Raw genomic sequence first — 13269 nt, 5'->3', positions numbered from 1 at the left:
CTGTTCCCCTGATTTCACCGACGGCGCCTGCAAGCGGCCGCTATGCTCATTTTTATGCCAGATATCCAGATTGACATCAAATCCCTCGACATGGACGCGCGCGGCGTGGGCCACCTCGAGAACGAAGACGGTTCGCCAGGCAAGGTGATTTTCGTTGAAGGCGCCTTGCCGGGCGAACGCGTCAGCTTCCTGACGTTCAAGAAAAAGAAGAACTGGGAAGCGGCGCGCATGACCGAGCTGCACCGCGAAACGTCGATGCGCGTCACCCCGTACTGTCCGCATTTCGACAATTGCGGCGGCTGCTCGATGCAGCACCTGGAGCCGTCGGCGCAGGTCGCGATGAAGCAGCGCGTGCTCGAAGACAACCTCTGGCACATCAGCAAGGTCAAGGCCGAAAACATCATGCGCCCGATGCAGGGGCCGACGTGGGGCTACCGCTACCGCGCGCGGCTGTCGGTGCGCCACGTTGCCAAGAAGGACGCGGTGCTGGTCGGCTTCCACGAAAAGCGCTCGGCGTTTGTGGCCGACATGACCGCGTGCAAAATCCTGCCGCCGCACGTCGAAGCGATGCTGGTGCCGCTGCGCGGGCTGATCGGATCGCTGACGATTTTCAACCAGGTGCCGCAGATCGAAGTGGCGGTGGGCGAGGGCGTCACCGCGCTGGTGCTGCGCATCATGGCGCCTCTGGCGCCGGCCGACGAGACGCTGTTGAAAGCCTTCGCCGACCAGTGGAACATCCAGTGGTGGCTGCAGACCAAGGGGCCGGAGACTGCGGCGCCGTATTATCCGCTCGACAAGGAACTGTTCTACACCTTGCCCGAGTTCGGCGTGAAGATGCCGTTCAAGCCGGTCGACTTCACCCAGGTCAACCACATGATCAACCGGGTGCTGGTGTCGACCGCGCTGCGCCTGCTCGACGTGCAGCCGCAGCACCGCGTGGCCGACCTGTTCTGCGGCCTCGGCAACTTCACCCTGCCGCTGGCGACGCGTTCGCGCGAAGTGGTCGGCATCGAAGGCAGCACCGCGCTGACCGAGCGCGCCCTGGACAACGCGAAGAAAAACGGCCTGTCGGACAAGACGTCGTTCGAGACGCGCAACCTGTTCGAAGTGACGACCGAGGACCTGGTCGCGCTGGGCAAGTTCGACCGCATGCTGATCGACCCGCCGCGCGACGGCGCGATGGCCCTGTCGCAGGCGCTGGCCGGGCTGCGCGCCAGCCATCCCGCGATGCTGCCGGAGCGGATTGTGTATGTGTCGTGCAGCCCGTCGACCCTGGCGCGCGATGCCGGCATCCTGACCCACGAGGCCGGCTACGTGCTGAAGAAGGCAGGGGTCGTGAACATGTTCCCGCACACCTCCCACGTCGAATCGATGGCCGTCTTCGAGCTGCCGGCGGCATGAACCTGGGGTCTGACCCCCGGGGTCAGACCCCAGACGCACAGGCGTAAAAAAGCCGACCCGCGGGTCGGCTTTTTAATTACTTGACTACTCAAGTATCTTAGTCGCGGCTACCGCCCAAGCCCAGCAGCGACAGCAGGTTCACGAAGATGTTGTAAACGTCGAGGTAGATTTTCAGCGTGGCGGTGATGTAGTTGGTTTCGCCGCCGTTGACGATCTGCTGCACGTCATACAGGATGTAGGCCGAAAAGATGCCGATCGCCATCACCGACACCACGATCGACAGCGCCGACAGGTGCAGAAAGATGTTGGCGAACGAGGCCAGCACCAGCACGATCACGCCGGCGAACAGCCATTTGCCCATCAGCGAGAAGTCGCGCTTCGACACGGTCGCCCAGCTCGCCATCACGGCGAAGATGCAGGCCGTGCCGCCGAACGCGGTCATGATCAGGCTGCCGCCGTTGCTGTAGCCCAGCGTGTGGCGCAGGATCGGCGTCAGCATCAGGCCCATGAAGAAGGTGAACAGGAGCAGCACGGCGACGCCCATGGCCGAGTTCTTGGTCTTTTCGATCGCCCAGATGCAGCCGAACAGGATCGCCATGAACACGATGAAGCCCATCGCGCCCGACAGGATCGGCAGGTTCATCTGCACGCCGACGAAGGCGCCGAAGACCGTCGGGATCATCGACAGCGCCAGCAGCCAGTAGGTATTGCGCAGCACGCGGTGGCGGATCGCCTGGCTGCTTCCCGCCAGGTCGTAGCCTTTTTGCAGGTTGGTGATCATGTTGACTCCAAGTCGTGGATAGGGTTAAGTCTCGCTCAAAGCATAGCACGCAGGCGCAAAAGCGCGCAAAATTGCGTCAATGCAGCTTCGAATGGCTGGCGCCACTCTATCACTACCGCGCCCCGTGGTGCAATATAGGGCAGGTGGGGTTTGTATGGTAAAATCAAAGGTTGATTGAGTTCTTATTTTCTCGATTTAAACCTTTCTTTTTATTGGAGTTTTTACACATGGCTATCGAACGCACCCTGTCGATCATCAAACCAGACGCAGTTGCAAAAAACGTCATCGGCCAAATCTACAGCCGCTTTGAAAACGCTGGCCTGAAAATCATCGCCGCCCGCATGACCCAGCTGTCGCGCGAGCAGGCCGAAGGCTTCTACGCCGCTCACAAAGAGCGCGGCTTCTTCAAAGACCTGGTCGACTTCATGGTGTCCGGTCCAGTCATGATCCAGGCCCTGGAAGGCGAAAACGCCGTCCTCAAGCACCGCGACCTGATGGGCGCGACCGATCCGAAGAAGGCTGAGCCAGGCACCATCCGCGCCGATTTCGCCGATTCGATCGACGCCAACGCCGTCCACGGTTCGGACGCTGTCGACGCTGCAAAAGTAGAGATCGCTTACTTCTTCCCGGAAGTGAAGTAATCAGCAACAAGGTGATGGCGCCATCCGCGGCGCCGCCACCGCCACCGTTCCCTGCTGCGCTTGCGCGCGGGAACGGGCTTTTTGGAATACAGAATATGACGACACTCACCAACCTGCTGGACTTCGATCCCGCGCAACTCGTCGCTTACTGCGCCGACTTGGGTGAGAAGCCGTTCCGCGCCAAGCAGCTGCAGCGCTGGATCCACCAGTTCGGCGCCAGCGACTTCGACAGCATGACCGACCTGGCCAAGTCCCTGCGCGACAAGCTCAAGGGGCGCGCCGAAATCCGCTCGCCGGCCGTCATCAGCGACCACACCTCGACCGACGGCACCCGCAAGTGGCTGGTCGACGTCGGCAATGGCAACGCGGTCGAAACCGTGTTCATCCCGGAAGAGAACCGCGGCACGCTGTGCATCTCGACGCAGGCCGGCTGCGCCGTCAACTGCCGTTTCTGCTCGACCGGCAAGCAGGGCTTCAACCGCAACCTCACGGTGTCCGAGATCATCGGCCAATTATGGATGGCCGAATTCGAGCTGCGCCGCACCAAGGGCATCGAGCCCGGCCCGAAAGGCGAGCGCCAGATCACCAACGTGGTCATGATGGGCATGGGCGAGCCGCTGCTGAACTTCGAGCCGACCGTCACCGCGCTCAAGCTCATGCTCGACGATAACGCCTACGGCCTGTCGCGCCGCCGCGTCACCTTGTCGACCTCCGGCGTGGTGCCGAACATCGACAAGCTGTCGCAGGAAGTGCCGGTCGCGCTGGCCGTGTCGCTGCACGCGTCGAACGACAAGCTGCGCGACGGCCTGGTGCCGCTGAATAAGAAATACCCGCTGCGCGAGCTGATGGCCGCCTGCAAGCGCTACCTCGAATTCGCGCCGCGCGACTTCATCACCTTCGAATACTGCATGCTCGACGGCGTCAACGACAGCGACGAGCACGCGCGCGAACTGCTGGCGCTGGTCAACGACCCGGTCGTCGGCGTGTCGTGCAAATTCAACCTGATCCCGTTCAACCCGTTCCCCGAGTCCGGCCTGCTGCGCTCGAAGAACCCGCGCATCAAGGCCTTCGCCCAGGTGCTGATCGACGGCGGCCTGGTGACCACCATTCGCAAGACCCGCGGCGACGACATCGACGCCGCGTGCGGCCAGCTGGCCGGAGAAGTGCAGGACCGCACCCGGGTCCAGGAACGGATGGAGAAAATGGACGAATACAAGCAGAAGTTCGGCGCCAATTTCGGCAAAATCGTGGAGATCCGTTCTTGAGCCGGCTCCTGACGCTGGTCCTGTGCGCGCTGACCCTGGCCGGCTGCGCCGGCAGCGGCGGCGGCTCGGGCAGCGCGGACATCAAGACCGCGTCCGACCAGACGACCGCCGACAAGCGCGCCGCGATCCGCCTGCAGCTGGCGATCGGCTACTTCCAGGAAGGGAAGATGGAAGTCGCGCTCGACGAGGTCAAGCAGGCCATCGTGATCAGCCCCGACAGCGCCGATGCGTACGGCGTGCGCGCCCTGATCTACGACCGCATGGGCGAAGAGAAGCTGGCCGACGAAAGCTTCCAGCGCGCGCTGCGCCTGGCGCCGCGCAACCCGGAACTGGCCAACAACTACGGCTCCTTCCTGTGCCAGCACAACCGCGCCGCCCAAGCCATGCCTTACTTCGAATCGGCGCTGAAGAACCCGACCTACCAGTCGCCGGTCAAGGCCCTGATCAACGCCGGCTCGTGCAGCGTCAGGATGAAGAACTACGAGGCGGCCGAGCGCTACCTGCTTGACGCCTTGCGCTACGAGCCGGATTATCCTGCCACCAACGCCGCACTGGCGCGGGTGTACTACGAGCGGCGCGACATCCAGCGCGCCGGATTTTTTATCAATCGCGTGAAGTCCGATGCGAAGCTCGACAGCCTGTCGGCCGAAGTGTTGTGGCTGGCGGTGCGGATCGACCGCAAGCTGGGCGACAAGGCATCCGAGGCCAGCATGGCGACGATGCTGCGCCGCCACCATCCCGGTTCGCCGGAATATGCGGCACTTCAGCGCGGTGCATTCGATGAATGAAACAGGAACGACAATGAGTTCAGAGTGGGCAGAACAGCCGGCCGGCGGCGATAACCACGGCGTGCCGGGCAAGACCCTGGCGGCGCAACGCGAGGCCATGGGCTGGACCGTCGAGCAGGTCGCCGACCAGCTCAAGCTGGCCGTGCGCCAGGTCGTCGCGCTCGAAGCGGGCGATTACGCCTCGCTGCCGGGACCGGCCGTGGTGCGCGGCTTCGTGCGCGCCTACGCCAAGATCGTCAAGCTCGATCCGGCGCCGCTGGTGGCGCAGATCCCGCTCGACACCCCGAGTCCGAGCGACGCCACCGGCACCACGATCCGCGGTCACAAGACCCAGGCCTCGTTCTCCGAAGTGCGCTTCCCGACCCACGGCAAGCGCGCGTCGCTTCCGATCGTGCCGATCGTCGCCGTCGTCGTAGTGGTGGGCGCGATCGCCGCGGCCTGGCATTTCGGCCTGGTGGCCAGGCTGATGAACCGCGGCGAGACCGCCGCGCCGGCGTCCGCCACCGTGCCGCAGGCGACCGCTCCGGCGTCCGTCGCGCCGGCGGCCAGCGCGGCGGCCGCTCCGCTGCCTACCTTGCTGAACGCCTCGGTGCCCCTGATTTCTGTGCCGCCTCCGAGCACCTCGGCCGCCGGCTCGCCGTCGGCCGGCGTTGCACCCGCGCTCGCACCTGCCGCCACGCCTGAAGCGGCGCCGGCGCCGGCGCCCGCGAACGCAGCCAACGCGCTGGTGATCACCGTGCGCGAAGACTCGTGGATCGAAGTCAGGCGCGCCAAGGGCGCGCCGCTGATCTCGCGCCTGGTCAAGGCCGGCAGCACCGAGACTTTCGACGTCACCGAGCCGGTCACGCTGGTGGTCGGCAAGCCAAGCGGCGTCAGCGCCACCTTGCGCGGCGCCGCGGTCGAACTGCCGGCGGCAGCGGGCGCGGTCGCCCGCGTGAACCTCAAGTAATCGAATTTAATTGCATATGTCTTCTTCGAATTTGGCGATACCCTCCGGCCCCCTCGCGCGGCGCGCCAGCCGCAGCGTCCTGATCGCCCACGGCGACCGCAAGGTCTGGGTCGGCGGCGACGCACCCGTGGTGGTGCAGTCGATGACCAACACCGACACCGCCGACGCGATCGGCACCGCGATCCAGATCAAGGAGCTGGCGCGCGCCGGCTCCGAGCTGGTGCGCATCACCGTCGACCGTCCGGAAGCGGCGGCCGCCGTGCCGGCGATCCGCGAGCAGCTCGACAAGATGGGTATCGACGTGCCGCTGGTCGGCGACTTCCACTACAACGGCCACACCCTGCTGCGCGACTTCCCCGAGTGCGCGCGCGCGCTGTCGAAGTACCGCATCAATCCGGGCAACGTGGGGCAGGGCGCCAAGCGCGACTCGCAGTTCGCCCAGATGATCGAAGTGGCGGCGCAATACGACAAGCCGGTGCGCATCGGCGTCAACTGGGGCTCGCTCGACCAGTCGCTGCTGGCGCGCATCATGGACGAAAACGCCGCGCGTTCGCAGCCATGGAGCGCGCAGGCGGTGATGTACGAGGCCCTGATCACGTCGGCCATCGACAACGCCGTGCGCGCCGAAGAACTGGGCCTTGCGCGCGACAAGATCATCCTGTCGTGCAAAGTCTCGGGCGTGCAGGACCTGATCGCGGTGTACCGTGAACTGGCGCGCCGCTGCGACTATCCGCTGCACCTCGGCCTGACCGAAGCGGGCATGGGCAGCAAGGGCATCGTCGCCTCGACCGCGGCGCTGTCGGTGCTGCTGCAAGAGGGCATCGGCGACACCATCCGCATCTCGCTGACGCCGGAACCTGGCGGCGACCGCACGAAAGAAGTGGTGGTCGGCCAGGAGATCCTGCAGACCATGGGCCTGCGCAAATTCGCGCCGATGGTGATTGCCTGCCCTGGCTGCGGCCGCACCACCTCGACCACCTTCCAGGAGCTGGCCGACGACATCCAGACCTTCCTGCGCGAGCAGATGCCGGAATGGAAAAAGCTGTATCCGGGCGTCGAAGGCATGAACGTGGCCGTGATGGGCTGCATCGTCAACGGACCGGGCGAATCGAAGCACGCCAACATCGGCATCAGCCTGCCGGGCACCGGCGAATCGCCGGCCGCGCCGGTGTTCGTCGACGGCCAGAAGAAAGTGACCCTGCGCGGCGAGAACATCGTCCAGGAATTCCAGCAGATCGTGCTGGATTATGTACAAACGAATTACGGCAAAAAATAAATGAGCAAACAAGAAAAGATCGTGGCCGTAAAGGGCATGAACGACATCCTGCCGGCCGAAGCGCCGCTGTGGGAACTGCTGGAAAACACCACCGAGTCGATCCTGAAAAGCTACGGCTACCAGAAGATCGTCACGCCGATCCTCGAAGAGACCGGCCTGTTCGCGCGCGCCATCGGCGCCGTCACCGACATCGTCGAAAAAGAGATGTACTCGTTCGAAGACTCGATGAACGGCGACAAGCTGACCCTGCGCCCCGAAGGCACCGCCGGCACCGTGCGCGCGGTCCTCGAGCACAACCTGGTCTACGACGGCCCGAAGCGCCTGTGGTACAAGGGCCCGATGTTCCGCCACGAGCGTCCGCAGCGCGGCCGCTACCGCCAGTTCTTCCAGTTCGGCGCCGAAGCGGTCGGCTTCGCCGGCCCGGACATCGACGCCGAGATGATCATGCTGTGCCGCCGCCTGTGGGACGACCTGGGCCTGGATAACATCAAGCTCGAGCTGAACTCGATCGGCGACGCGGCCGAGCGCCTGCGCCACCGCGCCGACCTGATCGCCTACTTCGAGCAGCACTTGGACACGCTCGACGCCGAAGCGAAGCGCCGCCTGCACACCAACCCGCTGCGTATTCTGGACACCAAGAACCCGGCGATGCAGGAGCTGGTCAACGGCGCGCCGAAGCTGCTCGACTACCTCGAAGGCGAGTCGCTGGCCCACTTCGAAGGCGTCAAGAAGATCCTCGACCATAACAACGTGCCGTACACGGTCAACACGCGCCTGGTGCGCGGCATCGACTACTACAACCGCACCGTGTTCGAGTGGGTGACCACCGAACTGGGCGCGCAGGGCACCGTGTGCGCGGGCGGCCGCTACGATCCGCTGATCGAAATGTTCGGCGGCAAACCGACGCCGGCGGTCGGCTTCGCGATGGGCATGGAGCGCCTGATCGAGCTGATGAAGTCGGCCGGCGAGCCGAACGAGCCGTCCCAGTGCGACGTCTACATGGTGCACCAGGGCGAAGCGGCGCAGATGCAGGCCTTCGTGCTGGCCGAGCGAATTCGCGATGCCGGCCTCGATGTTGTGCTACATTGCGCGGCTGCGAGCGGCGCCGGCAGCTTCAAGAGCCAGATGAAGAAGGCCGACGGCAGCGGTGCGGTCTTCGCGGTGATCCTCGGCGACGACGAGATTGCCAACAACGTCGCCGCGGTCAAGGCCATGCGCGCCAGCGCCGACGGCCAGCAGCAGGCCACGGTGCCGTTCGACGAAGTGGTCGACTACCTGGTCGACCAGATCGTCGGCGACGACCACGATCACGTGCACTACCACCATTAATCCATCCACATACTGACACGACAAGACCATGGCATACGATCTCGAAGAACAAGAACAATTGGCGGACCTGAAGGCGTTCTGGAACAAGTTCGGCAATCTGATCACCTGGGTGCTGATCATCGCGCTGGGCTCCTACGCAGGATGGAATTACTGGAACTACCACCAGCGCACCCAGGCCGCCGAAGCGTCGGCGATGTACGACGCGCTGCAGAAATCGGCGAGCGCCAGCGACAATGCGCGCACCCAGAAACTGGCCGCCGACATCGAAGCGAAGTACGCCGGCACCGCGTATGCGCAAATGTCCGCGTTGGTCGCCGCCAAGGGCGCCTTCGAAGCGAACGACATGAAGGCCGCCAAGGCCCAGCTGCAGTGGGTCGTCGATCACGGCAGCGACGAATACAAGTCGATCGCCAAGCTGCGCCTGGCCGGCGTGCTGCTCGACGAGAAAGCCTACGATGAAGGCATGAAGCTGCTCGGCACCGAGTTCCTGCCGCAGTTCTCCGCTTCCGTGGCCGACCGCAAGGGCGACATCCTGGTGGCGCAGAACAAGCTGGCCGAGGCGCGCACCGCCTACATCGCCGCGCTGGCCGCGATGGGCAAGAACAACCCTGGCCGCAAGCTGGTCGAAATCAAGCTCGAGTCGATCGGCGGCACCGCTCCGGCCGACGCCAAGGCGGCCGCCTGATTCGCGCAAGCGACGCGTACGAGCCCACAACAAGTCAAAGAACAAGGTTAAAGACTATGCGTATTACCCAGAAACTGCTTGGCGTGAGTGTGCTGGCCCTGATGGCCGGATGTTCCACCATTAGTTCGCTCAACCCGTTCGCTTCCAAGCCCAAGGGCAACATCCCCGTGCCGCTGGTCGAGCTGAAAGGTTCGATGGCGGTGCGCACCGCCTGGAAACTCGAAGTCGGCAAATCGCAGAACTACGAATTCACGCCGGCGCTGGTCGGCTCGACCCTGATCGTGGCCGGCGCCGACGGCACCATCGCGCGCGTCGACGCGGCTACCGGCAAGGCGGCATGGCGCATCAAGGCGTCCAAGCCGCTGTCGGCCGGCGTCGGCTCGGACGGCAACCTGCTGGTGGTCGGCGCCGTCAAGGGCGCCGTGATGGCCTTCGACATGAACGGCAAGGCGCTGTGGACCGCGCAGGCTTCCAGCGAGGTGCTGTCGGCGCCGGTGGTGGGGCAGGGCATGGTGGTGGTGCGCTCGATCGACAACCGCATCATCGGCCTGGACGCGAAAACCGGCGAGAAGAAATGGACCGTGCAGCGCCCATCGCCGCCGCTGACGCTGCGCACCGCGCCGGGCATGACCATCGCCGGCAAGGACGTGCTGGTCGCCCAGCCGGGCGGCAAGCTGGTCTCGCTGCTGATCGCCAACGGTTCCCCGCGCTGGGAAATCGCCGTCGGCGAATCGCGCGGCGCGACCGAACTCGAACGCGTCACCGACATAGGCGGCACCCCTGTCGTCGTCGACAACGACGTCTGCGCCGTGTCCTACCAGGGCCGGGTCGGCTGCTTCGACCTGATGACCGGCACCGCGCGCTGGACCAAGGAGCTGTCGTCGCAAGTCGGCGTGGCCGTGGACCAGCGTTTCCTGTTCGCCACCAGCGACAAGGGCGACGTGCTTGCCTTCAACCGCGAAGGCGGGGTGAGCGCCTGGAAGAACGACAAGCTGGGCTTCCGCCGCCTGTCGACCCCGGTCTCGTACGGCCGCGCGGTCGCGGTCGGCGACTATCAGGGGTATATTCACTTCCTGTCCCGCGAAGACGGCGCCTTTTTGGCGCGCGCGGCAACCGACGGCAGCGCTGTCACGGGCACCCCGCTGGTGGCCGGATCGAACCTTATTTTTCAAACACAGAATGGAACCGTGACCGCAATCGCGGTCGAATAACATGAAGCCGGTAATAGCATTAGTTGGTCGCCCCAACGTCGGGAAATCGACCTTATTCAACCGCCTCACCCGCTCGCGCGACGCGCTGGTGGCGGACCTGCCTGGCCTGACGCGCGATCGTCACTACGGCGAAGGCCGCGTGGGCGAGCGTCCCTTCCTGGTCATCGACACCGGCGGTTTCGAGCCGGTCGCCAAGGAAGGCATCATGCACCAGATGGCCCTGCAGACCAAGCAGGCCGTGGCCGAAGCGGACGTCGTGGTGTTCATCGTCGACGGCCGCCAGGGCATGACGCCGCACGACAAGACCATCACCGACTTCCTGCGCAAGTCCGGCCGCAAGGTCATGCTCGTGGTGAACAAGGGCGAGGGCATGAAGTACACCTCGGTCGTGGCGGAATTCTACGAGCTGGGCATGGGCGATCCTTACGTGATCTCGGCCGCCCACGGCGACGGCGTCGCCGACCTGGTCGAGGAAGCGCTGAACGAAGCCTTCGCTTCGCGCGCGCCGGACGCCGAGGAACTCGAGCCGGCCGCGCGCGGCATCAAGATCGCCATCGTCGGCCGCCCGAACGTGGGCAAGTCGACGCTGGTCAACACCCTGATCGGCGAGCAGCGCGTGATCGCCTTCGACATGCCGGGCACCACCCGCGACTCGATCGAAGTGCCGTTCGAACGCGACGGCAAGAACTACACGCTGATCGACACCGCCGGCATCCGCCGCCGCGGCAAGGTGTTCGAGGCGATCGAGAAGTTCTCGGTCGTCAAGACGCTGCAGTCGATCTCGGAAGCCCACGTGGTGATCCTGCTGCTCGACGCCCAGCAGGACATCTCGGAGCAGGACGCGCACATCGCCGGCTTCATCCTGGAATCGGGCCGCGCGCTGGTGGTCGCCGTGAACAAGTGGGACGGCCTGCAAAGCGACCAGCGCGACGAGATCAAGATCGACCTCGATCGCAAGCTCGACTTCCTGTCGTTCGCCAAGATGCATTTCATCTCGGCCCTGAACAACACCGGCATCGGCCCGATGATGAAGTCGGTCGACGCCGCCTACGCCGCCGCCACCGCCGACCTGTCGACGCCGCGCCTGACGCGCGCGCTGATCGAGGCGGTCGAGAAGCAGGAGCCGAAGCGCAAGGGCTCGATCCGGCCGAAGATGCGCTACGCCCACCAGGGCGGGCAGAATCCGCCGATTATCGTGATCCACGGCAACGCGCTCGACGCCATCGGCGAGCCGTACAAACGTTACCTGGAAAAGCACTTCCGCGACACCTTCAACCTGGTCGGCACGCCGCTGCGGATCGAATTAAGGATGGGTAAGAATCCATTCGCAAAGAAATAAAGTCGGGCGTACGACAAAGACCGGCAAAACAGGTTACAGTAGCTTATCGACATTATTGGCCTCTTAGGAAAGATACAGTTCCCCACTTGAAATCGCCCGAGTCGCCTCCAACTTTTGAAGTACAACAACACACGGAGCTGTTATGAGCAACAAAGGGCAACTGTTACAAGACCCATTCCTCAATGCCTTGCGCAAAGAGCACGTTCCCGTTTCGATCTACCTGGTCAACGGGATCAAACTGCAGGGTCACATCGAATCGTTCGACCAATATGTCGTTCTGCTGCGTAACACGGTTACCCAGATGGTCTACAAGCATGCGATCTCCACCGTTGTTCCCGCGCGCGCCGTCAACCTCAACCTCGAGACTGAAGCTGAGTAAGGCCGCGGGCGTATCGGCCATGGCCCAGGCGAAGTGCGTATGCGCGCCGCGCTAGTCGGCATCGATTTCGGCGCCGGCGACTTCGACGCCAGCGTCGAAGAGCTGTCGCTGCTCGCGCGCTCGGCCGGCGCCGAGCCGATCACCATCATCACGGCCAAGCGCTCCAGCCCCGATCCCGCCTACTTCGTCGGCAGCGGCAAGGCCGACGAGATCGGCCAGGCCTGCCTGGCCGAGAACATCGAAATCGTCATCTTCAACCACGCCTTGTCGCCGGCGCAGCAGCGCAACCTCGAGAAGCGCATCAACATCCGCGTGCTCGACCGCACCAGCCTGATCCTCGACATCTTCGCCCAGCGCGCCAAGAGCCACGAGGGCAAGCTGCAGGTCGAACTGGCGCAGCTGCAGCACCTGGCCACGCGCCTGATCCGCGGCTGGACCCACCTGGAACGGCAAAAGGGCGGTATCGGCCTGCGCGGTCCGGGCGAGACCCAGCTCGAGACCGACCGCCGCCTGATCGGCGAGCGCGTCAAGGCGCTGCGCGCGCGCCTGGTCAAGCTGCGCAAGCAGCACGAGACCCAGCGCCGTGCGCGCGGGCGCAACACCACGTTTTCGGTCTCGCTGGTCGGCTACACCAACGCCGGCAAGTCGACGCTGTTCAACGCCCTCACCAAGGCCGGCGTGTACGTCGCCGACCAGCTGTTCGCCACCCTCGACACCACCTCGCGCCGCCTGTACCTGGGCCAGGAAGTGGGCAACGTCGTGGTGTCCGACACGGTCGGTTTCGTGCGCGAACTGCCGCACCAGCTGGTCGCCGCGTTCCGCGCCACGCTGGAGGAGACCATCCACGCCGACCTGCTGCTGCACGTGGTCGACGGCGCCAGCCCGGTGCGCATGGAACAGATCGACCAGGTCAACGAAGTGCTGCGCGAAATCGGCGCCGACCATATTCCGCAGATCCTCGTATGGAACAAGATCGACGCGGCCGGCCTCGAGCCGGCGATCGAGCGTGATGAATATGATAAAATCAGCCGCGTTTTTATCAGCGCCCGAAGTGGCGAAGGCCTCGATCTGCTGCGCGAGGCGATCGTCGAAGCGGCCAGGGCCGCGCCAGGCCTGGCCCACCTTTTCGAAGAGCAGGACGATGCCGGCGAAGTGAGCGTGTTGCAGGAAGACGCCGACACCGCCGAGTTTAATAACACTACTAATAACGTCGGACCACGATAGC

Annotated in this window: 13 protein-coding genes; 12 read left to right on the top strand and 1 reads right to left on the bottom strand. The window is 64.5% G+C overall.

What is annotated here, in order from left to right:
- Positions 1 to 54 precede the first annotated feature (54 nt).
- Positions 55 to 1401: a 23S rRNA (uracil(1939)-C(5))-methyltransferase RlmD gene (rlmD, locus tag AC1D02_RS06285; RefSeq protein ID WP_477314819.1), complete on the top strand. Its 1347-nt coding sequence runs from the start codon at positions 55 to 57 to the stop codon at positions 1399 to 1401.
- 97 nt (positions 1402 to 1498) lie between these two features.
- Here rlmD and AC1D02_RS06280 read toward each other — a convergent pair whose 3' ends face one another.
- Entirely contained in the window at positions 1499 to 2182 is a 684-nt protein-coding gene (locus AC1D02_RS06280) for a Bax inhibitor-1/YccA family protein (protein WP_477314817.1), read from the bottom strand.
- A 227-nt stretch (positions 2183 to 2409) separates the two neighbouring features.
- Here AC1D02_RS06280 and ndk point away from each other — a divergent pair, with 227 nt between their 5' ends.
- The 11 genes from ndk to hflX all read left to right on the top strand — a co-directional run bounded on the left by ndk (position 2410) and on the right by hflX (position 13268).
- The gene (gene ndk / locus AC1D02_RS06275) at positions 2410 to 2823 is read left to right on the top strand and encodes a nucleoside-diphosphate kinase (RefSeq protein ID WP_477314815.1); all 414 of its coding nucleotides are present in this window, start codon (positions 2410 to 2412) and stop codon (positions 2821 to 2823) included.
- 95 nt (positions 2824 to 2918) lie between these two features.
- A complete protein-coding gene (gene rlmN / locus AC1D02_RS06270) occupies positions 2919 to 4088 on the top strand; it encodes a dual-specificity RNA methyltransferase RlmN (RefSeq protein WP_477314813.1) in 1170 nt (389 codons plus the stop codon).
- Positions 4085 to 4876 carry a type IV pilus biogenesis/stability protein PilW gene (gene pilW / locus AC1D02_RS06265; RefSeq protein WP_477314811.1) on the top strand — a complete coding sequence of 264 codons (792 nt, stop codon included), beginning with the start codon at positions 4085 to 4087 and terminating at the stop codon, positions 4874 to 4876. The genes rlmN and pilW overlap by 4 nt, the downstream gene beginning before the upstream one ends.
- Positions 4877 to 4889: 13 nt before the next feature.
- Complete coding sequence (locus tag AC1D02_RS06260) at positions 4890 to 5825, top strand: helix-turn-helix domain-containing protein (RefSeq protein WP_477314809.1); 936 nt, start codon at positions 4890 to 4892, stop codon at positions 5823 to 5825.
- A gap of 16 nt (positions 5826 to 5841) precedes the next feature.
- Positions 5842 to 7101: a flavodoxin-dependent (E)-4-hydroxy-3-methylbut-2-enyl-diphosphate synthase gene (gene ispG, locus AC1D02_RS06255; RefSeq protein ID WP_477314807.1), complete on the top strand. Its 1260-nt coding sequence runs from the start codon at positions 5842 to 5844 to the stop codon at positions 7099 to 7101.
- Positions 7102 to 8430 (top strand): histidine--tRNA ligase, encoded by a 1329-nt coding sequence (gene hisS, locus AC1D02_RS06250; protein WP_477314805.1) that lies wholly within the window; start codon positions 7102 to 7104, stop codon positions 8428 to 8430.
- Between the two features lie 28 nt (positions 8431 to 8458).
- Complete coding sequence (locus AC1D02_RS06245) at positions 8459 to 9115, top strand: YfgM family protein (protein ID WP_477314803.1); 657 nt, start codon at positions 8459 to 8461, stop codon at positions 9113 to 9115.
- A 56-nt stretch (positions 9116 to 9171) separates the two neighbouring features.
- Positions 9172 to 10326: an outer membrane protein assembly factor BamB gene (bamB, locus tag AC1D02_RS06240; RefSeq protein WP_477314801.1), complete on the top strand. Its 1155-nt coding sequence runs from the start codon at positions 9172 to 9174 to the stop codon at positions 10324 to 10326.
- A 1-nt stretch (position 10327) separates the two neighbouring features.
- Positions 10328 to 11665, top strand: coding sequence for a ribosome biogenesis GTPase Der (gene der / locus AC1D02_RS06235; RefSeq protein WP_477314799.1), 1338 nt, complete (start codon positions 10328 to 10330; stop codon positions 11663 to 11665).
- Positions 11666 to 11807: 142 nt separating this feature from the next.
- Positions 11808 to 12044 (top strand): RNA chaperone Hfq, encoded by a 237-nt coding sequence (gene hfq, locus AC1D02_RS06230; RefSeq protein WP_211463703.1) that lies wholly within the window; start codon positions 11808 to 11810, stop codon positions 12042 to 12044.
- Between the two features lie 39 nt (positions 12045 to 12083).
- Positions 12084 to 13268 (top strand): GTPase HflX, encoded by a 1185-nt coding sequence (gene hflX / locus AC1D02_RS06225; protein ID WP_477314796.1) that lies wholly within the window; start codon positions 12084 to 12086, stop codon positions 13266 to 13268.
- Position 13269 lies beyond the last annotated feature (1 nt).

The organism is Massilia sp. P1_C10 (genome assembly GCF_056406475.1).
The sequence above is the reverse complement of the archived record's forward strand: the minus strand, read 5'-3'. Positions and strand labels throughout refer to the sequence as shown.